The sequence below is a fragment of the Duganella dendranthematis genome, assembly GCF_012849375.1.
Taxonomy (GTDB): domain Bacteria; phylum Pseudomonadota; class Gammaproteobacteria; order Burkholderiales; family Burkholderiaceae_D; genus Rugamonas; species Rugamonas dendranthematis.
Genome location: NZ_CP051684.1, coordinates 3,121,057 through 3,142,217, shown reverse-complemented (window position 1 = coordinate 3,142,217; position 21,161 = coordinate 3,121,057). Strand labels below are relative to the sequence as shown.

At 64.4% G+C, this 21,161-nt stretch carries 16 protein-coding genes; 11 read left to right on the top strand and 5 right to left on the bottom strand.

The genetic code is table 11. The annotated features are described in order from the left end of the window. Positions 1–46 precede the first annotated feature (46 nt). The 4 genes from HH213_RS14315 to HH213_RS14300 are packed head-to-tail and all read left to right on the top strand — an operon-like array spanning position 47 to position 4,811. Entirely contained in the window at positions 47–1,576 is a 1,530-nt protein-coding gene (locus HH213_RS14315; RefSeq protein WP_169112655.1) for a tryptophan halogenase family protein, read from the top strand. 11 nt (positions 1,577–1,587) lie between these two features. Beyond that, a complete protein-coding gene (locus HH213_RS14310; RefSeq protein ID WP_169112654.1) occupies positions 1,588–2,289 on the top strand; it encodes a SapC family protein in 702 nt (233 codons plus the stop codon). Beyond that, entirely contained in the window at positions 2,273–3,286 is a 1,014-nt protein-coding gene (locus tag HH213_RS14305) for a cupin-like domain-containing protein (protein WP_169112653.1), read from the top strand. The genes HH213_RS14310 and HH213_RS14305 overlap by 17 nt, the downstream gene beginning before the upstream one ends. A gap of 10 nt (positions 3,287–3,296) precedes the next feature. Then, the gene (locus tag HH213_RS14300; protein ID WP_169112652.1) at positions 3,297–4,811 is read left to right on the top strand and encodes a tryptophan halogenase family protein; all 1,515 of its coding nucleotides are present in this window, start codon (positions 3,297–3,299) and stop codon (positions 4,809–4,811) included. Between the two features lie 85 nt (positions 4,812–4,896). Here the strand turns inward: HH213_RS14300 and HH213_RS14295 are convergent, their stop codons facing one another. After that, positions 4,897–5,787, bottom strand: a complete 891-nt coding sequence (locus HH213_RS14295) for a LysR family transcriptional regulator (protein WP_169112651.1) — start codon at positions 5,785–5,787, stop codon at positions 4,897–4,899. A gap of 109 nt (positions 5,788–5,896) precedes the next feature. Here HH213_RS14295 and HH213_RS14290 point away from each other — a divergent pair, with 109 nt between their 5' ends. Next, positions 5,897–6,640, top strand: a complete 744-nt coding sequence (locus tag HH213_RS14290; RefSeq protein WP_110846571.1) for an SDR family oxidoreductase — start codon at positions 5,897–5,899, stop codon at positions 6,638–6,640. Here HH213_RS14290 and HH213_RS14285 read toward each other — a convergent pair. Both HH213_RS14285 and HH213_RS14280 read right to left on the bottom strand, forming a co-directional pair. Further along, positions 6,637–7,380, bottom strand: coding sequence for an MGMT family protein (locus tag HH213_RS14285; protein WP_169112650.1), 744 nt, complete (start codon positions 7,378–7,380; stop codon positions 6,637–6,639). The genes HH213_RS14290 and HH213_RS14285 overlap by 4 nt on opposite strands. Positions 7,381–7,384: 4 nt before the next feature. Continuing rightward, positions 7,385–7,921, bottom strand: coding sequence for a superoxide dismutase family protein (locus HH213_RS14280; RefSeq protein WP_308494541.1), 537 nt, complete (start codon positions 7,919–7,921; stop codon positions 7,385–7,387). 171 nt (positions 7,922–8,092) lie between these two features. On the opposite strand from HH213_RS14280, the gene pulA reads away from it, so the two are divergent. From pulA to HH213_RS14265, 3 genes are all read left to right on the top strand, one after another. Next, complete coding sequence (pulA, locus tag HH213_RS14275) at positions 8,093–11,230, top strand: pullulanase-type alpha-1,6-glucosidase (RefSeq protein WP_169112649.1); 3,138 nt, start codon at positions 8,093–8,095, stop codon at positions 11,228–11,230. 75 nt (positions 11,231–11,305) lie between these two features. Further along, a complete protein-coding gene (locus tag HH213_RS14270) occupies positions 11,306–11,596 on the top strand; it encodes a PsiF family protein (RefSeq protein ID WP_169112648.1) in 291 nt (96 codons plus the stop codon). A 225-nt stretch (positions 11,597–11,821) separates the two neighbouring features. After that, entirely contained in the window at positions 11,822–14,275 is a 2,454-nt protein-coding gene (locus HH213_RS14265; RefSeq protein WP_229263430.1) for a chemotaxis protein CheW, read from the top strand. An 18-nt stretch (positions 14,276–14,293) separates the two neighbouring features. On the opposite strand, the gene HH213_RS14260 is transcribed toward HH213_RS14265, so the two are convergent. Beyond that, entirely contained in the window at positions 14,294–15,520 is a 1,227-nt protein-coding gene (locus HH213_RS14260) for an MFS transporter (RefSeq protein ID WP_229263468.1), read from the bottom strand. A 225-nt stretch (positions 15,521–15,745) separates the two neighbouring features. Between HH213_RS14260 and HH213_RS14255 the strand changes: the two genes are divergently transcribed. The 3 genes from HH213_RS14255 to HH213_RS14245 all read left to right on the top strand — a co-directional run bounded on the left by HH213_RS14255 (position 15,746) and on the right by HH213_RS14245 (position 20,273). Continuing rightward, positions 15,746–16,390, top strand: coding sequence for a GIN domain-containing protein (locus tag HH213_RS14255; protein WP_169112647.1), 645 nt, complete (start codon positions 15,746–15,748; stop codon positions 16,388–16,390). Between the two features lie 90 nt (positions 16,391–16,480). After that, complete coding sequence (locus tag HH213_RS14250; RefSeq protein WP_169112646.1) at positions 16,481–18,748, top strand: putative bifunctional diguanylate cyclase/phosphodiesterase; 2,268 nt, start codon at positions 16,481–16,483, stop codon at positions 18,746–18,748. 25 nt (positions 18,749–18,773) lie between these two features. Next, positions 18,774–20,273 carry a methyl-accepting chemotaxis protein gene (locus HH213_RS14245; RefSeq protein ID WP_169112645.1) on the top strand — a complete coding sequence of 500 codons (1,500 nt, stop codon included), beginning with the start codon at positions 18,774–18,776 and terminating at the stop codon, positions 20,271–20,273. Between the two features lie 8 nt (positions 20,274–20,281). On the opposite strand, the gene HH213_RS14240 is transcribed toward HH213_RS14245, so the two are convergent. Continuing rightward, the gene (locus HH213_RS14240; protein WP_169112644.1) at positions 20,282–21,148 is read right to left on the bottom strand and encodes a GIN domain-containing protein; all 867 of its coding nucleotides are present in this window, start codon (positions 21,146–21,148) and stop codon (positions 20,282–20,284) included. Positions 21,149–21,161 lie beyond the last annotated feature (13 nt).

The following is a 21,161-nucleotide window of genomic DNA, read 5'->3' as shown; positions in this document are numbered from 1 at the left end:
GCGGCTTTTCAGTTACACTTCCTGCAACTCACTGACAAGGCAAGCTATGCTGCAACGCATCGTGATCGTCGGCGGTGGTTCAGCCGGCTGGCTCACGGCCGGCCTGCTCGCAGCCGAACACCGCGCCGCCCATGGCGGCCTGCACATCACCCTGATCGAATCGCCGGACGTGCCGCCCATCGGCGTCGGCGAAGGCACCTGGCCCAGCATGCGCGACACGCTGCGCCGCATCGGCGTTTCCGAATCCGATTTCTTCCGCGAGTGCGACGCCGCCTTCAAGCAAGGCTCGCGCTTCAACCGCTGGACCACTGGTAGCGACGACGCCTACTTCCACCCGTTCTCGCTGCCGCAAGGCCATGGCGAGGTCAACCTGCCCGAGCAATGGCTGGCGCAGCATCCGCACATCCCGTTTGCCGACCTGGTCAGCTTCCAGCCGCACCTGTGCGTGGCGGGCCGCGCGCCGAAACAGGTGGTGACGCCCGAATACGCCTCGGTGGCCAACTACGGCTACCACCTGGACGCCGGCAAGTTCGGCGTGTTCCTGCGCAAGCACTGCCTGGAAAAGCTCGGCGTGCACTACGTGCCGGACCACGTCACCGCCGTCAATGCGCATGAAAATGGCGACATCGCCTCGCTGCAAACCGTCCAGCACGGCGCTGTTGAAGGCGAGCTGTTCATCGACTGCACCGGCATGCAATCGCTGCTGCTGGGCCAGCACTACGGCATCCCGCTGATCAGCCAGAAGCACGTGCTGTACAACGACTCGGCGCTGGCGGTGCAGATCCGCTACCCGGCTGAAGACTATCCGATCGCCTCGCAGACCTCGTCCACCGCGCAGAGCGCCGGCTGGATCTGGGACATCGGCCTGCCGACCCGGCGCGGCGTCGGCCACGTCTACGCCAGCGGCTACATCAGCGATGACCAGGCCGAAGCCGAATTGCGCGCCTACATCGTGCAGACCGGCGGCCCGCACGACATCCCGCAGCCGCGCAAGCTGACCTTCAATCCCGGCTACCGCGAAAAATTCTGGCACCGCAACTGCGTCGCCATCGGCCTGTCGGCCGGCTTCATCGAGCCGTTGGAAGCGTCGGCGCTGGCCATCGTCGAAATGTCGGCCGCCATGGTCAGCGACGACCTGCCGGCCACGCGCGAAGCGATGGACATCGTCGCCAGCCGCTTCAACGAAGCCTTTCGCTACCGCTGGGAACGGGTGATCGACTTCCTCAAGCTGCACTACGTGCTGAGCCAGCGGCGCGACTCGGCCTACTGGCGCGACAACACCTCCGAAGTGCCGCAACGCCTGGCCGAGCTGTTGACTTTGTGGCGTCACCGGGCGCCGTCGCGCAGCGATTTCAACCGCATTGAGGAAGTCTTTCCGGCCGCCAGCTATCAGTACATCCTGTACGGCATGGGCTTCCGCAGCGACTTCAGTCGCGCGCCGAAACCGCACGAGGCCGCACAATCTGACGCCTACTTCCAGGAAGCTGCTACATTAACGAGAAAAATGTTGCACGGGCTGCCGGACAACCGGTCGCTGATTAACCATATCAAGCTTCACGGCTTGCAAAAAATATAGAACGAGACACTATGCCTAACCCGGTTTTACTCAACAATATCGATCACAAGGATCTGCGCGTCATCACCCGCCGCGGCGCCGCCTATGGCGACCAGCTGATGGCCGTGCCCACCTTCCCGTCGGAATTCCGCGACGTGCAAGCCTGCTACCCGATCGTCTTCCACAAGACCACGGACGGCCTCGGCTTCGAACCGCTTGCGCTGTTCGGCTTCCAGGACGGCGAAAACCTCTTCCTCAAAGACGAGCGCTGGGATGCACCGTATATCCCGATGATGGTCGAGCGCCAGCCCTTCCTGATCGGCATTAACGGCACCGAGCTGATGCTCAATGTCGACCTCGACCACCCGCGCGTCAACCGCAGCGAAGGCGAGGAAGTATTCAAGCCGCACGGCGGCACCACCGACTACCTCGACCGCGCCAACTCGCTGCTGTTCGCCATCCACGAAGGCATGCAGGGCTTGCCTGGTTTCTTGCAGGCGCTGCTTGATAACGCGTTATTGGAAAGCTTTACACTCGATGTCCAGCTGGACGACGGTTCGCAGAACCGCCTGATCGGTTTCTACACCATCAACGAAGACCGCCTGCAAACTTTGGGGGGCGACGCCATCGTCAAGCTGCACCAGGCCGGCCACCTGCAGGCGATTTACCTGATCCTGGCGTCGCTGTCCAACTTCCGCATGCTGATCGACCGCAAGAATGCCACCCTCGCCTGAACCCATCCGCGAGATCGCCGGCCTGGGCCCGGCCGATCTCACTGACGCGATCCTGACCTCGACCCAGCCGCTGGTGCTGCGCGGCCTGGCCGCCAGCTGGCCGATGGTGGGCGCCGCGCGGGAAGGCGACCGTGCCGGCCTCGACTACCTGCGCCAGCACTACCAGGACGCCACCGTCGGCGCCATGCTGGGCGGCGCCGACGCCGGCGGCCGCTTCTTCTACAACGACAGCGTGGACGGCTTCAACTTCCAGCCGGTGCACGCCAAGCTGAGCGGAGTGCTGGAGGAAATCGAGAACAAGCTGGCGCTGGACCCGGCGCCGACCATCTACGTCGGCTCGACCACCATCGACACCTGCCTGCCCGGCTTCCGCCAGCATAACGATCTCGACCTCGGCCAGCGCGACGCCCTGGCCAGCATCTGGATCGGCAACCGCACCCGCATCGCCGCCCACTACGACCTGCCGGACAATGTGGCGGTGGTGGCGGCCGGCCGTCGCCGCTTCACGCTGTTCCCGCCGGAGCAATTGCCCAACCTATACGTCGGCCCGATCGATTTCACGCCGGCCGGCCAGGCCATCAGCCTGGTCGATTTCCACCAGCCGGACTTCGACAAGTTCCCCAAATTCGCCGACGCGCTGCGCCACGCGCAAAGCGCCGAACTGGAAGCGGGCGACGCCATTTTCATCCCCAGCATGTGGTGGCATCACATTGAAGCGCTGTCGCCGTTCAATGTGCTGGTCAACTACTGGTGGCGGCAGTCGCCCGAGTACATGGACACGCCGACCAACGCCCTGATGGCCGCTTTCCTCACCATGCGCGACCTGCCGTTAGAGCAGCGCAAGGCGTGGCAGGAAATTTTCCGTCATTACATCTTCGAAGCCGACACAGAAACGGCTGCCCACATTCCGGCACACGCGCGCGGCGTGTTGTCGCCACTGACAGCCGATGGTGCGCGCGCGCTGCGGGGGCATTTGCTTAAAAAATTAAATCGCTAGAGGAGACACCATGCGAGATCCAAACAATCGCCAGCCGGTGCGCCGGGTGGTCATCTGCGGCGGCGGCACCGCCGGCTGGATGGCCGCCACCGGCATCGCCAAAGTGCTGGGCAAGCAGCTCGACATCAAACTGATCGAGTCGGAAGAAATCGGCACCGTCGGCGTCGGCGAGGCCACCATTCCGACCTTGACCAACTTCCACAACGTGCTGGAGATCAACGAGCAGGAATTCATGGCCGAAACCCAGGCCACCTTCAAGCTCGGCATCAGCTTTGAAAGCTGGCGCAACCTCAAGGAAGACTACATCCACTCGTTCGGCACCACCGGCATCGACCACTGGACCGCCGGCTTCCAGCACTTCTGGCACAAGGGCGTGCAGCGCGGCCTGGCCGGCGACTTCGGCGACTACTGCCTGGAACTCAAGGCGTCGAAGGAAAACCGCTTCGCCCACCTGCCCAACAACGGCATGAACTACGCCTACCACCTGGACGCCAGCCGCTACGCCAAGTTCCTGCGCCGCCTGAGCGAACCGCGCGGTGTGCAGCGCATCGAAGGCAAGATCGTCCGCTATACCAAGCACGACAACGGCGACGTGCGCTCGGTGGTGCTGGCCTCGGGCCAGGAAATCGAAGGCGACTTCTTTATCGACTGCACCGGCTTCCGCGCGCTGCTGATCGGCGAGGCGATGGACGAACCGGTCGAGGAATGGTCGCAATGGCTGTTCTGCGACCGCGCCATCGCAGTCCAGACCACGGCGATTGCCGACGCCGTGCCGCTGACGCGCTCCATGGCGCACCAGGCCGGCTGGCAGTGGCGCATTCCGCTGCAACACCGGGTCGGCAACGGCATCGTCTATTCGAGCCGCTATCTGGATGAAGACACCGCGCGCAGGCAGCTGCTGGCCAACGTCGAGGGCAAGACGCTGATCGAGCCGCGCGTGATCAAGTTCCAGCCGTGCCAGCGGCGTAATACGTGGAAAGGCAATGTGGTGGCGATCGGCCTGTCGAGCGGCTTCCTGGAGCCGATCGAATCGACCAGCATCCACCTGATCCAGCGCAGCGTGATCCGCCTGATGCAGATGTTCCCGTCCGACGGCATCCAGCAGGCCGACATCGACGAGTACAACAACCAGTGCAACAGCGAGATCAACCACATCCGCGACTTCATCATCCTGCACTACCACGCCAACAACCGCACCGATTCGCAGTTCTGGATCGACGCGCGCGAGATGAAGATACCGGCCTCGCTGCAGCACCGCATCGACCTGTTCCGCGAAACCGGCCGCGTGTTCCGCGTGCCGAACGAACTGTTCGCGGAAAACTCGTGGATCCAGGTGATGATCGGCCAGGGCATCATGCCGAAGTCGCACCACTCGACGGCCGACCTGATGGGCGACGAAGAACTGAAAGCCTTCCTCGGCAACATCAAGAGCCGCATCGACCGCACCGTGGTGCAGCTGCCGACCCACCAGGCCTATGTGCAGCGCTACTGCGGCCGTCCGGACGAAGGCGCGAAAGCCGCCTGACCCCGTGCGCCTTGAGGGGAACGCAGGCGCTACCACTTAGGGGTCTGACCCCACATGGGGTCAGACCCCACCTGGCAGTGCGGGTCTAAGAAGCGAGCCGCGCCACCAGCTGGTCGAACACCAGCCGGATGCGGGCCGGCACCGGCCCGCGCTGCGGCCGGTACACATAAATGTCCCAAGGTTCGGGCTGGTGCTTCTGCAGCACCGGCACCAGCCGCCCGCTGGCGATGTGCGGGTCGGCCATAAATCCGGGCAGTTGGCCGAAGCCCATCCCAGCCATGACCGCATCGAACTCGGCCTCGGAATCGCTGCTGAGAAAACGCGGATTCAAAGGCGATATGTGCTGGCCGCCAGCGAAATACCATGGCCACGCCTTGCCGGTGCTATGGTCGCGCAACGAGGTGGTCGGCAGGTCGTGCAGCTGCTCGATGCTTTTCGGCTTGCCGTGCCGCGCAATCAACTCCGGCGTGCCCACCGTGCGGAACGGCTGCGGCGCCACGCTGCGCGCCACGTAGCGGCTGTCGCGCATCGAGCCGAAGCGCACGCCGATATCGATGCGGTCGTCCACCACATCGGCGTGAGTATCGCTGAACTGCACGTCGAAGCGCAGCAGCGGATGGTCCCCGCTCAGCGCGCTCAGCAACGGCAGCATCAGCATGCGGCCCAGCGCCACCGGCGCGGTCAGCCGCACCAGTCCTTCCATCTGCGCCGTTGCCGCTTCGGCCGGCGGCTGGAACAGCGCATCGACCCGCTGCACGCTGTCGCGCGCCTGCGCCGCCAGATGTTCGCCGTAGGTGGTGATCTGGATGCCGCGCGTATTCCGATGGAATAGCAACTCACCCTGCGCCGCCTCCAGGTCCTGCACCGCGCGCGTGACCGCCTGGGGCGAAATCCGCAACCGCACCGCAGCCTCCTTGAAGCTGCGCGCCTCCGCCGCCGCCACGAAGATGCGCAGCATTTCCAATCGATTCAGCATAATTTTGACAATTCCAGAAAATGGAATTCTCAAATCATATCATTTCCATTTATTTGCATAGTCGGACTTCCTATACTTGCTTCATCAACCAACCACAAGGAGTTACGACATGAGCACCAACATCGAAAACAAAGTTGTTGTCATCACCGGCGCCAGCAGCGGCCTGGGCGAAGCGACCGCCCGTCACCTGGCGGCGCGCGGCGCTTCGGTCGTGCTCGGCGCGCGCCGCGCTGATCAACTGGAAAAAATCGCTGCCGACATCCGCGCCGCCGGCGGCAAGGCCGAAGTGCTGGCCACCGACGTCACCAAAAAAGAACAGGTACAGGCGCTGATCGACACCGCGGTGCGCGTGTTCGGCCGCGTGGACGTGCTGATCAACAATGCCGGCCTGATGTCGATCGCCCCGCTGGATGAAGTCAAAGTCGACGAGTGGGACCGCATGATCGACATCAACGTCAAAGGTGTGCTGTACGGGATCGCCGCGGCGCTGCCACAATTCCGCAAGCAAAACAGCGGCCACTTCATCAACATCGCCTCGGTGGCCGGCGTGAAAGTATTCAGCCCGGGCGGCACCGTGTACAGCGGCACCAAGTTTGCGGTGCGGGCGATTTCCGAAGGTCTGCGCCATGAAGTCGGCGGCTCGATCCGCACCACCACCATCGAACCGGGCGCGGTGGATTCGGAACTGAAGCACGGCAGCTCGCATGAGCAAAGCTCGCAGTTCGTCAAAGAGTTCTACAAGCTGGCCATCCCGGCCGACTCGGTAGCGCGCGCGATTGCCTACGCCATCGAGCAGCCGGCCGACGTCGACATCAACGAAATCGTGCTGCGTCCGACCGTGCAGGAGTTCTAAACGGCTTCACCGCGCCACAGGTAACGGGACAGGTCAACTGCGGCGGCGCCGTGGTTGACCACGCCCTCTGCCTGTAGCTGTGCAGCCTGCTCCGGCAGGAAGTTCAGCAGCTCGCCACGGGCGTTGACGATGCGGTGCACCGGCAACGCGTTGCTGCGCTTGATGTAGCCCGGCAGCACCCGCACAAAACCCTCGGCCACGCCAATGGCGACCGCTACATCGCTGTAGCGCACCACCCGCCCAGGTGGAATGGTCGGCACAAAATCCACGAATTTTTGATAGGAAGATTGCGGCAGCGGCGGATACCGGCCGTCGACCAGCGTTACCGCATCGCCGATGCGCAGCACGCCGCCAGCCTCGATTACGCCCAGCACGCCACGACGCCGCAGCAGTTGGCGCAGGTTGGGCACAACATGGCTGATGCGCCAGCAGGCCTCGCAAAACATCGTCAATCGGATCTCGACGCCGGAAGACGTCAGCAACGCCGTACCCGGCCGGAACAGTTCCGGCTGGTCGCTCGCGATCACGATATTTTCGCCCAGCGCGCCTGGCGCAATCTCCAGCGCCCGCAACTCGCTGGCCAGCGTGACCAGCACCTGCCGAGGGCTGAGCCGATTGGCATGCGCATCGCCATCGATGCCCAGGCCCGCCTCGCACAACATCGCCTCGTCCTGCCCCAACGCCCGCGGCGGCTGGCCGCGCGCGGGCTTCAGGTACAGACGTTCGATGCGACTGCTCACGCAGTTATTTGCCGGCCACCACCACGCCGCACGCCAGACGCTTGCCGGAGTTGCCGGTTGGCTGGGTGACGAAATCGTCCGGATCGGCATGCACGATCAGGCCACGGCCGACGATGCTGTTGGCGGCGCCGGCGTCCAGCGAAATCTGGCCGGTCGGCACGCTCAGGTGCAGCGAAGCCTTGCCGCTGGCGTCGGCGGTGATGTTGCCGAAGTCGCCGCCGTGGTGGGCCGTGTTTTGCGGGCCACCATGCTGATGGTTGCCCGGATTGAAGTGGCCGCCGGCGCTGGTGCCGTCCGGCGCGCTGCAATCGCCTTTCTCATGCAAATGGAAGCCGTGCACACCCGGCGTCAGGCCGGCGATATCGGCGTCGATCCGCAACTGGTCGCCCTGCTGCGTGAAGCGCACCGAGCCGGAAGTGGCGCTGCCGACAGTCGGTTTCAAAACAACGTCAGCGGTGGAATCGGCAGCTTGCGCCAGGCCGGCGGCGGCAAGCGCCAGGCTCAGCGTCAGCAGGCGGGCGGTCAAAGAAGTACGCATCATCAGGGTCTCCGTAAAGATGGTCGAAAAGGCTATTGTGCATGGCTTGTGCCAGACGCGCCACACTCGATACAAATATTTATCATTTGTACTTTTTTGAAGTAGTAATATTACAAACCCATCCAGTCCACAGACGATTGGAGGCAAAAACCCACTACAACAACGGAGACAAGCATGAAACTTAACTGTAGTTTAGTTTCACAGCTGAAACGCGCCCTGATACTGGGCACGTTCGGCACCCTGGCCGCCTGTGGCGGCGGCAACGATACCGCCAGCACCACCGCCACGCCGCAACTCCTGGCTGCCCGTACGGTTCAGGGCGGCACCATGGCAGTGACCGCCGCAACCAGCCCGGTCGCAGCCGGCGCGATCCGCATGCACTACCACCGCGCCCAGAACGACACCGCCCAGTGGGGCGTCTACTCGTGGGACGGTCCGGTCACGCCCAGCTCGGCCTGGATCACCGACCGCTTCATGATGACGCAGAGCGACAGCTTCGGCGGCTACGTCGACATCCCGGTCAACACCACCAAATCGGCGATCTGGTTCCTGGTCACCGACGGCAGCGGCAACAAGAACTGCGGCAGCGACCAGTCCGCTGCCTTCAACAGCAACATCGCCACCGTCGGTCAGGAAGTCTGGATGCTGGAAGGCGACTGCACCGTCTACCCCAGCCAGCCGGCCGTCAGCTACGGCAACCTCAACAGCGCCAGCGCGCACTGGCTCACCGCCACCACGCTGGCCTGGCCCGGCGCCCCGGTCACCGGCGCCAGCTACAAGCTGTACTACGCCGCCAACGGCGGCCTCGGCTCCAATGTCGATGGCGTCACCGGCGCCGACGGCAGCATCGCGCTGACCAGCGCCAGCGCCCTGCCCTCGGCGTTGCAGCAGAAATATCCGCACCTGGCCAGCGCCACCGCCCTGGCCATGACGTCGGCCGACGCCGCCACCATCGCGGCCAAGGCCAGCAGCCAGTTCGCCATCGCCCAATTCGACGCGGCAGGCAAGCTGGTGCTGGTGACGTCGCTACAAATGAGCGGCATGTTGGACAGCGTGTTTGCCGGCGCCGCCGCCAACGCCACGCTCGGCGTCAGCTTCGAGCGCAACGGCGCGCCGACCTTCCGCGTGTGGGCGCCGACCGCCAAATCGGTCAGCCTCAACCTGTATCCCGACGCCAGCAGCGCCAGCACCGTCACGCGTGCAATGACCAGGAACGCCGTCAGCGGCGTGTGGAGCTACACCGCGCCGGACGCCAGCTGGGTCAACCGCTACTACTACACCTACAACGTGCAGGTGCTGTCGCGCTGGGCCGGCAACACAGTGGTCAGCAACACCGTCACCGATCCCTACTCATTCAGCCTGAACGCCAACAGCCAGCGCAGCTTCGTCGCCAACCTGGACAGTCGCACGCTGAAGCCGGACGGCTGGGACCACCACCGCGTGCCGCGCCTCGACTACCCGACCGACATCGCGCTGTACGAACTGCACATCCGCGACTTCAGCATCAGCGACACCACGGTGCCGGCCGCGCACCGCGGCAAATACCTGGCCTTCACCGACGAGCGCTCGAACGGCATGCGCCACCTGCGCGACATGCAGCAGGCCGGCCTGACCCACGTGCACCTGCTGCCGACCTTCGACATCGCCAGCATCAACGAAACCGGCTGCACCACGCCGACCGTGCCCAACGCCGCGGCCAACGCGCCCGACCAGCAGGCGGCGGTGGAAGCCACGCGCGGCACCGATTGCTTCAACTGGGGCTACGATCCGGTCCACTACACGGCGCCGGAAGGCAGCTACTCGTCCAACGCCAACGACGGCGCGGTGCGCGTGCGCGAATTCCGCGCCATGGTGCAGGGCCTGCATGAGCAAGGGCTGCGGGTGGTGATGGACGTGGTCTACAACCACACCAGCGCCTCGCAGCAAAGCCCGCTATCGATCCTGGACAAGATCGTGCCGACCTACTACTACCGCCTGAACGCCGGCGGCGGCATCACCAACGACAGCTGCTGCGCCGACACCGCCGCCGAAAACGCCATGATGGCCAAGCTGATGATCGACTCCACCAGCACCTGGGCGCGCGACTACCAGGTCGACGGCTTCCGCTTCGACATCATGGGCTTCACGCCGCTGGCGGTGATGAAGCAGCTGCAAACCGCTGTCAACAAAGCGGCCGGGCGCGACATCTACCTGTACGGCGAAGCGTGGAACTTCGGCACCGTCGGCAACGACGCCCGCTTCGTGCAGGCGCGCCAGGCCAATATGTACGGCAGCGGCATCGGCTCGTTCAACGACCGCATCCGCGACACCATGCGCGGCGGCGGCTGCTGCGACACCGGCGATGCGCTGATCTCGCAGCAAGGCCTGGTCAACGGCGTCTACAGCGATCCGAACGCGCAGTCGACGCAGACCAAGGACGACCTGCTGCGCCTGGGCGACCTGGCCAAGGTGGCGCTGTCCGGCACGCTGCGCGACTACAGTTTCACCGACCGCACCGGCGCCGTGCGCAAGAACTCGGAGATCGACTACTTCGGCCAGCAGGCCGGCTTTGCGGCGCAACCGTCGGAGACCATCAACTACATCGAAGCGCACGACAACCAGACGCTGTTCGACATCAATGCCCTGCGCCTGCCGCAGAACACCAGCCTGGCCGACCGCGTGCGCGCGCAGAACCTGGGCGCCGCGTTCACCGTGCTGTCGCAGGGCGTGCCCTTCCTGCACGCGGGCCAGGAAATCCTGCGCTCCAAATCGCTGGACCGCGACAGCTACGACGCGGGCGACTGGTTCAACAAGCTCGATTACAGCTACCAGTCGAACAACTTCGGCGTCGGCCTGCCGCTAGCGGCGGTCAACCAGGCCAGCTGGCCGCTGATGTCGCCGGTGCTGGCCAATCCGCTGATCAAGCCGGACACCGGCGCCATCATCAGCGCGCGCAACAACATGAACGACCTGCTGGCGATCCGCCAGGACAGCAGCCTGTTCCGCCTGCGCACAGCCAAGGACGTCGCCGAGCGCCTGCGCTTCCACAACACCGGTCCGGCGCAGGTGCCAGGCGTGATCGTCATGAGCATCGACGGCCAGCATCCGCGCCGTTACGACGACGCCAAATACAAATCGGTGGTCACGCTGTTCAACGTCACCAGGACGGCGCAGACCGTCACGGTGCCGGAACTGGCCGGCCGCCAGCTGAAAGTACACAAGGTGCAGCGCAAATCCAGCAGCGACACGCTGGCCCGCAGCGCCACCTACAACAACGCCAGCGGCAGCTTCACCATTCCTCCACGCACGACGGTGGTATTCGTGGACGACTAGCAATGCCATTTGGACATTGCGCTGGAATGTCAGTATAGTCACTCGTACCACCACGTTTCACTTGCGAGGACTTCAATGAAAAAACTATTTGTAGCCGGTCTGATGCTGTCCCTGAGCGGCGCTGTATTCGCGGCCGAGCCGACGGCGCAGCAGAACAAGATGAAAACCTGTAATGCGGACGCGACCGGCAAAAAGGGGGATGAGCGCAAAGCCTTCATGAAGGAATGCCTGAGCGCCAAGCCGGCCGCTGCCGAAGCGCCAAAGCTGACCCAGCAAGAGAAAATGAAAAAATGTAATGTCGACGCCACCGGTAAAAAAGGCGATGACCGCAAGGCTTTCATGAAGGAATGCCTGAGCAACAAGTAGACTGCAGGACCCCGCACAGCGCTGCGGCCAGGGTCTGACCCCGTACGGGGTCAGACCCTTTTGTTTGGGCTTTAATTACCGTGTTGGCACACTAATTGCTCTACGAATACTTTTTGTGTTCAAGCCGACGTAATGACCAATTACCTTAAAGCTGACGCGGACATATTCCTACCCCATATGCCCGATGTCGCCCGCTGTGAACTCTCGCTGCGGGAACTGAATCAGATGTGGCGACTTATCGAGTCGTCCGCCAAGATGAACTGCCCGGCCGAAGCCCGCCTGCTGCTGCCGGCCATGGTGGCCACGCGCACCGGTTTTGCGCATCTGGAACAAGCGCTGGTGGCCAATTTGGTGCAGGAGAAAGTGCGCCATGTGCTGGCCGAACTCGGCACCCAGGCACGGTATGCGATCGACATCCTGGTGCGCAACCTGTTCGAGCGCACCGCCGATGTCGGCTTCCTCGCCACCGACGCCGATTTGTGCCGCTTCGTCGCCGGCCTTGACGACGACAAGGAGGCCGCCCGCCAGCGCCTGCACGACTACCGCGACAAATACACCGTCTACGACGAAATCCTGCTGCTGGACCTGGACGGCCGCGTGCTGGTGCAAGCCGACCCGGCCACCTCGGTGACGCACAGCCGCGACCCGCTGCTGCAACAGTCGCTGGACGCCAAGGGCTATGTCGAAACCTTCCGCGCCACCGACCTGCGTCCCGGCAAATCGCGCGCGCTGGTCTACTCGCACCGCATGCTGCATCCGGACACCGGCGAACCGGCGGGCGTGCTGTGCCTGTGCTTCAATTTCGAGCAGGAGATGGACGCCATCTTCGCCGCCTACCGCGACCCGTCGCAGCGCGCCAACATGCTGCTGCTGGACGCGCAAGACCATGTGATCAGCAGCGCCGATCCGCTGTGGATACCGCCCGGCGTGCGCGTACCCACCAACGCCGACGGCCAGCCGCAACTGCTGATGTTCGGCGGCCGCGAATACCTGGTGCGCACCTTCTGCTCGGACGGCTACCAGGGCTACCCTGGCCCGGCCGGTTGGAAAGCGCAGCTCATGATCCCGGTCGATCTGGCATTCCGCACCAGCGGCGGCCAGTCGCTGGCCGAGGTCGATCCGGCGCTGATGCAAGGCCTGCTGTCGCATGCGCAGGCATTCAGCCCGTCCCTGCACGAGCTGATGAGCTCCGTCACCCGCACCACCCGCACCATCGAGCGCATCGTCTGGAATGGCAAGGTCACCAGCGCCGCCAACGACCAGGTCAACGCCGACGGCAGCCACTCGGGCGGTATCAACAAACTCAACACGGTGCTCGACCAGATCACCGAAACGGGCGAGCGCAGCGACGCGCTGTTCTCGCACTCGATTCAGGACCTGTACCAGACCGTGCTGGCCTCCAGCATCAGCGAAGCCGAACTGACGTCGCAACTGCTGGTCGATATGCTGGACCGCAACCTGTACGAACGCGCCAACGATTGCCGCTGGTGGGCCTTGTCGGCGCAGCTGCGGCGCGGGCTGGCGCAGCCGTCCGATGCGCAGACCAAGGCCATCGCCGACGTGCTGGCCTATATCAACAGCCTGTACACCGTGTACGCGCGCCTGTTCGTCTACGACCGGGGCGGCCGCATCATCGCCAGCACCGGCGGCGACGAGATTGTCGGCCAGTACATCAGCGGCGACACCCTGGGCCGCGTGGCGGCGCTGCGCAGCGAACTGGATCATTACCCGGAGAGCTTCGGCCCGTCGGCCTTCTATGGCGGCGACGCCACCTACATCTACCATGCGGCGATCCGCCATCCGGAGCAAAGCGGCACCGTGGTCGGTGGCATCGGCATCGTGTTCGACGCCAGGCCGGAGCTGCTCAACATGCTGCACAGCGGCGTCGCCAGCCGCGCCAATATGCGGGCCTACTTCGTCACGCCGCAGGGCCAGATCCTGTCCAGCACCGACGCCGCCTGCGCCCCGGGCGATGTGCTGCAACTGGATACCGGCCTCTTGGCGCAAGCCGATGCCGGCAACGGCGCCAGCATCTCGCGCATCATGCAGCACGACGGCCAGTACGTGATTGCCGCCTGCACCCGCAGCGCCGGCTACCGCGAATTCCGCGCCGTCGACGGCATCGAGCAACCGGTGATTGCGGTGCTGCTGCAAGCCTTCGGCCCGGTGCGCCACGAGCTGCCGGCGCGCGCCGCCGTGCGCATCGAGCGCCTGCGCGACACCGGTCCCGACTTCGCCATCTTCTACGCCGGCCGCACGCTGATGGCCTTGCGCGCCACGCAGATCCAGGAAGCGGTGCCGTTCGCCAAAGTGCAGCGCACCACCAGCGCCGGCGTAGGTACCACGGCTGCTGCCCGCATGGGCATGCTGGACGTGCCGCTAGCCGGCGGCCAGAAGCACTTCGTCTGGGTGTTCGACCTGGCGCTGCTGGCCACCGGCAAAGCCGGCACGGTCACCGACAACAGCCAGGTAATGCTGGTGCACAGCGGCGCGACGGTCATCGGCCTGCTGGTGGACGACCTGCACTCGGTGCAGCAATTCGACAGCGCCGACATGACCGAGTCGCCGTTCAGCAGCGGCGAGATGGCGCTGGCGCCGCGCCTGATCAAGGCCAACCAGGGCAATGTGCTGATCCAGGAGATCGACATCGAGCGGCTGATGGCGCGCCTGCGCGGCTGATGGTGAACTGATCTTCAGTTATGCGCCGGCCACGTGCAGAAGCCGGCGCTCCTGGCGGCGATACAGCACCAGCGTGGCGAACAGGCCGCACGCCGCGGCCAGCGTCATCCACCATCCCGGCGCGCTTTTATCGCCGGTGTAGGCGATCAGGCCGGTGGCGATGGCCGGCGTGAAGCCGCCGAACAGCGCCGTCGCCAGGCTGTAGGCCAGCGAGAAGCCGACCGTGCGCACGTCTTCCGGCATCACCTCGGCCAGCGCCACCACCATGGCGCCGTTGTAGCTGGCGTACAGGAAGGACAGCCACAATTCCACCTCCAGCATGCGGCCGAAGCTCGGCGCCTGTACCAGCCAGTGCAGCGCCGGATACGCGGTCAGAATCGTCAGCACGGTCACGCCCAGCAGCAGCGGACGGCGGCCGATGCGGTCCGACAGCGCCCCCATCACCGGCAGCCAGATGAAGTTGGAGATGCCGATCAGCGCCGTCACCACCAGCGCGTCGGTGCTGCTCAGGTGCAGCACGCTCTTGCCGAAGGTCGGCGTGTAGACCGTAATCAGGTAGAACGACACGGTGGTCATCGACACCAGCATCATGCCGCACAGGACCAGGCCCCAGTTGCTGACCATCGAGCGGAAGATTTCATGCAGTTCCGGCCGCCGCTTGCGGGCCTGAAAGGCGGCCGTCTCCTGCAACGAGCGGCGCAGGAAGAACAGCACCGGCACGATCATGCAGCCGACGAAGAACGGAATGCGCCAGCCCCAGGCGCTGATCTCGGCCGGCGCCATCAGCGCGTTCAAGGCGAAGCCCAGCGCCGCCGCCACCACCACCGCCACCTGCTGGCTAGCCGACTGCCAGCTGACATAAAAACCCTTGTTGCCCGGCGTCGCCATCTCCGACAGGTAGATCGACACGCCGCCCAGTTCCACGCCGGCCGAAAAGCCCTGCAGCAGCCGGCCAACCAGCACCAGCGCCGGCGCCAGGTAGCCGATGCTGGCGTAGCCGGGCACGCAGGCGATCAACAGCGTGCCGGCGGCCATCAGCGCCAGCGTCACGATCAGCCCCTTGCGGCGGCCGACGCGGTCGACATAGGCGCCCAGCAGGATGGCGCCGAGCGGACGCATCAAAAAGCCGGCGCCAAACGTCATAAAGGTCAGCATCAGCGACGCCACGCCGTCGCTGGCCGGGAAAAACGCGGCGGCGATGGCGTTGGCGTAAAAGCCGAACAGGAAGAAATCGAACATTTCCATGAAATTGCCGCTGACCACGCGGATCACGGTGCCGGTTTGAGATGCCACATCGTCCTCGCTAAAAGCAGCGGCACACGGCCGCGTCCGCCTCACTATAGAGGAAATAGTCGCCGGCAAACAACACAGCCCCCATTTTCGGCAGTTCGTCACAAAACTTTCGGCAGAGGCAAACAAGTTCAGTAAAATCAACCATGTCGAATTAAACAACTTTACCGAGGAATTATCATGCGCCGTACCGCTGCCGCCGTCCTGATCCCCGCCCTGTTCACCTTGAGTGCGTTGAGCGCCACCCAGGCGCAGGCGGCCGATTCCACCCGCGCGCTGCCGTCGTTCATCGCCATCAACGCCAAGGGCGCGTTTGCCATGACGGTGGAAGTGGGCAAGGCGCAGTCGGTGCTGATCAGCGGCGAGGACAAATTCGTCTCCAACCTGAAAACCGAAGTGATCGACAATGAACTGCAGATCACCTTGCCGGAGAAGGTATACAAGGGCACGCTGAAAGACCCGCGCATCACCATCACGCTGCCGGCGCTAAGCCGCGTCAAGGTGGAAGGCGCCGGCGAAACCCTGCTCAACAAGGTCAATACCGACCGCCTGGACATCAGCTACCAGGGCGCCGGCCGGCTGGCCGCCAACGGCAAGGTCAAATACCTGCGCGTCAACGCGCGCGGCGTCGGCGAAGTCGATACCAGCAAACTGCTGGCCGAGCGCGTGGACGTCAGCTTTGAAGGCATCGGCAATGTGAGCGTTTATGCCACAGACCTGCTGAATGCCGTGGCCAAGGGCATCGGCGAACTGACTTACTACGGCCATCCGAAGACCGTTAACAAGTCGGTGTCCGGTATCGGCAACGTCAAGGCCGGCGACTAAGTGACGGAGTAAGTTGCTCGGTGACACCGGTAGCGAATGCGGGTACTATCAGTTTAATAAGAACCGCAACGCATCCGGGAGACTCGCTTCGTGGCTGTGGCAAACGACATCGCACACTGGCGCGCACAGATCTTTGCCAAGCTGCTGCTGGTGGTGTTTGTGCTCGGATTATTCACGGCGATTCCCAGCGCACTGCTGGCCGCCAGCGAGGGCATGTGGTCGATCGCCGTCGTGGATGTTGTGGCGCTGCTGTGGATCGGCGCCATCTGGCGCTGGCGCAGCCTGCCCTACACGGCGCGCGTGGTCAATTTCCTCGGCGTCGCCATCGTGGTCGGCATCGCCCTGCTGTTCAAGGTGGGACCGGTCAGCCAGATCTACCTGATGGCGGTGCCGGTGCTGGCGGCGCTGCTGCTTGGACTGCGCCCGGCGCTGGTCATGCTGGTCCTGACCGCGCTGATCGTCATGGTGCTGGGCTTTAACGACAACGCCAACCTGCACCTCGCCGGCCTGCCGGACAACGGCTTCCTGCGCGCCGCCATCATCTCCCTCAACTTCAGCTTCATGACGGCGATCCTCACGCTGTCGTGCGCGGTGCTGCTGCAGCACCTGGAACGCTCGTTCGACAAGCTGTCCGACCTCAACGCCGAACTGCGCCTGACCTCCGCCGCCGTGGCGCGCCTGAACGACATGGTACTGATCGCCCAGGTGGGACAGGACCACGACCAGCACATCATCTTCGTCAACGAAGCGTTTGAGCGCCGCACCGGCTACCGCCGCGACGAAGTGATCGGCCGCGACCTGCGCCTGCTGCGCGGTCCCGATACCGATCCGGCGGTGGTCGACACCATCGAACGCGCCATGGCGCGCAGCGAAACCGTGCGCGCCGAACTGCTCAACTACACCAAGACCGGCAACGCGTACTGGGTGGAGACGGAACTGGTGCCGTTCGCCGACGAAGGCGGCGTTAACACCCACTGGGTGGCGGTGGAGCGCGACATCACCGAGCGCAAAAAATCGCAGGACGACATCCACCGCCTGGCCTTCTTCGACGTGCTCACCGGCCTGCCCAACCGCCGCCTGCTGATGGACCGCATCGACAAGCTGCTGGCCAGCTCCGAGCGCGGCGCCACTTATAGCGCAGTCATGTTCATCGACCTCGATCGCTTCAAGACCATCAACGACGCGCGCGGCCACGCCATCGGCGACGCCCTGCTGTGCAACGCCGCCGCGCGCCTGAGCAAATTGATGCGCAAGGCCGATACCGTGGCGCGCATCGGCGGCGACGAATTCGTGGTGCTGCTCGGCCACCTGTCGCACGAACTGCCCGGCGCCACCCACGCGGCGCAGACGGTGGCGGAAAAAATCCGTAACACCATCGGCCAGGATCTCGACATCGAAGGCCAGACCTACAACTCCACCGCCAGCATCGGCGTCACCATGCTGCCACGGCCCGGCGCCCCCGGCCAGACCGCGCAAGACCTGCTGCGCGAAGCCGATACCGCCATGTACCGCGCCAAGTCCAATGGCCGCAACGGCATCGCCTTCTTCGAGATGGCGATGCAAGCCGAAGTCGAACACCGCCTGACGCTGGAGCACGACCTGGCCGCCGCGCTGGCCAACGGCGAATTGCAGATGCATGTGCAGGCGCAGGTCGACCGCCACGGCCGCGCGGTCGGCGGAGAACTGCTGATGCGCTGGCCGCTGGCGGATGGCAGCATGATCCCGCCCTCGGTCTTCATCCCGGTGGCAGAGGAATCGGGCCTGATCGTCGAACTGGGTGCGTGGGCCTTGCGCCAGGCCTGCCACGCCGTGCTGGAATTGCAGGTGGCCGGACTGGCGATGCCGCTGTCGGTCAACGTCAGTCCGACCCAATTCCGCCAGGTTGATTTTGTCGAGCAGGTGCAGCGGGTGCTGGCCGATACCGGCGCGCCGGCCGCGCTGCTGGTGCTGGAAGTGACCGAAGGCCTGTTGATCGACAAAATGGACGACACCATCGCCCGCATGCACCGGCTGACCGAAATGGGCCTGCGCTTTTCGATCGACGATTTCGGCACCGGCTATTCCAGCATGGCGTACCTGAAGAAGATGCCGCTGTATGAGCTGAAGATCGACCGCAGCTTCATCATGGACACGCCGGAAGACGCTAGCAGCCGCGCGCTGGTGCAATCGATCCTGGCGATGGCCGGCCATCTCGGCCTGCGCGTGGTGGCCGAGGGCGTGGAAACGCAGGCCCAGGCCGATTTCCTGAGCGCCCACGATTGCGCCTGCATGCAAGGCTACCTGTACGCGCGGCCGATGCCGCTGGCGTCATTCATCACAAGTTTACAAAGCAGTACGGTCGTGGCAGCCGTCGTCTAGCCACCTACTATAAATGGGGGATGCAATGAAACTGAGTGTTGCGCAAAAAATGGGACTGCTGGCCGCAGCCGCGTTGACGGGCATCGTGCTGATGGCCGGTTTGAGCCAGTACCAGATGGAAGAGGTCTACGACGCCGCCAATTACTCCACCATCAACACCGTGCCCAGCCTGGTGGTGATCGACAAACTGCGCGACAGCTTTTTACGCATGCGCATCCGCGTCAACCAGCATGTGCTCAACACCGATGACAAGAAATTCCCGGAACTGGACAACGGCATCACCGAGATGCGCAAGCTGGTCGACGACAGCATGAAGAAATACGAGCCGCTGCTGGCCGACGACAAGGACAAGGCCATCCTCGACAAGGAAAAAGCCTCGTGGGCCAGGATCCAGCCGCAGATCGAGGCGGTGCTGACCGAATCGCGCAACAACCACAATGACAAGGCGCGCATTGCACTGGAGGCGGCGCGGCCGGAGATCCAGGTGATGCAGGCGCTGCTCGACAACCACTTCGACTACAACGTCGAACTGGGACAGCAAGGCGCGGAACGCGGCGCGGCGGCTAAGAAGGCGGCGGCGCGCACCTCCATCTTCATCGCCGCCGGCACGCTGGTGGTGGTGGCGCTGATCAGCGTCCTGATCGCGCGCGCATTGCTCAAGCAACTGGGCGGCGAACCGGATTACGCCGCCGACATCGTCAACCGCGTGGCCAACGGCGACCTGACCGTCACGGTGCAGATCAAGCAAGGCGACACCACCAGCCTGCTGGCGGCGATGCACAGCATGGTCGGCAACCTGTCGCGGGTAGTGGGAGAAGTCAACGACGGCGCCGAGGCCCTGGCCAGCGCCTCGGAAGAAGTCAGCGCGACGGCGCAGTCGCTGTCGCAGGGAGCCAGCGAACAGGCGGCGGCAGCGGAGGAATCCAGCGCCGCCATCGAGCAGATGTCGGCCTCCATCGCGCAGAACACCGAGAACGCCAAGGTCACCGACGGCATGGCCGGCAAGGCCGCGCAGGAAGCGGGAGAAGGCGGCGCGGCGGTGCGCTCCACCGTGACGGCGATGCGCGAGATCGCCAAGAAAATCGGCATCATCGACGATATCGCCTACCAGACCAACCTGCTGGCGCTGAACGCGGCGATCGAGGCGGCGCGCGCGGGCGAACATGGCAAGGGCTTTGCCGTGGTGGCGGCCGAGGTACGCAAGCTGGCGGAACGCAGCCAGGTGGCGGCGCAGGAAATCGAACAGGTGGCGTCGGGCAGCGTGAGCCTGGCCGAGAAGGCCGGCGCGTTGCTGGACACCATGCTGCCGAATATCAAACGCACTTCGGACCTGGTGCAGGAGATTACGGCGGCGTCGGAGGAGCAGTCGGCTGGCGCAGGGCAGATCAATTCCGCCATGAGCCAGTTAAGCCAGACCACGCAAATGAACGCCTCCAGCTCCGAGCAACTGGCCGCCACCGCCGAGGAGATGAGCGGTCAAGCCGAGCAGCTGCAAAGTTCGATGGCGTTCTTCAAGGTGCGTTAGATCAGCTGTTAATTCACGACGGTGACGTGCTTGCCGCTGACATTGCGCTGGGCCGGATTGCCGTACACCGTCACGCCGCCGGAGCCGTTGGAGTAGGCCACCACAGACTGCGTGACGGTGGCCGAAATGCCGCCGGAGCCATTGCTGTTCAGGTCCGCGCTCTGGCTGGTCAGGCTGGCCAGGTCGGCGCTGCCGGAGCCGTTCAGGCGCACCGTGACATTGCGCACGCTGCCGCTGGCGTTGGCGCCGCCGGAACCGCGCAGATCCAGGTTTAGCGACTCGCCATTGATGCGGCCCAGGTCCAGTCGTCCGGAACCATTCAGGCGGGCGACGGTGGAACCGCTGTCCAGGCCCGAGGCATTCAGTCCGCCGGAACCGTTCAGGCGCGCATCGAGCCGCTCGACGTTACCGCTCAGGCGCACCGAGCGCGAACCGTTCAGCGCCAGTTCCAGCGGCGTGCCATTCAGGCCGCTGACCACCATCGAGCCCGAACCGTTGGCCGACAGGTGACGCAGCGCCGGCGTGCTGTAGGTGATGCGGATTGGATTGCTGGTGCGGATATTCCCTTCGATCCAGACGCGCAGCGTGCCGCCGCTGGCATCGGTGCGGATCAGCGGCAGGATATTGCTGTCGCCTTCCAGTTGCAGGCCGGTGGCCTGCCCCACGCGCACGTCGACCTGCATCGGACCATTGACGTCGAAGCCATCCAGCGTCGCGACCTGGCGGTTTTCCACCACGACCTTGCCATCGCCCTGCACCGCGTTGCCGCCATACGCCGATTTGTACGACATGCCGCCATCGCCATCCGGCACCACGATAACGGCGCAGCCGGCGAGGATGGCGAGGGAAGCGAGAGCGATGACAGTGCGGCGCATGATGGGTGTCCTT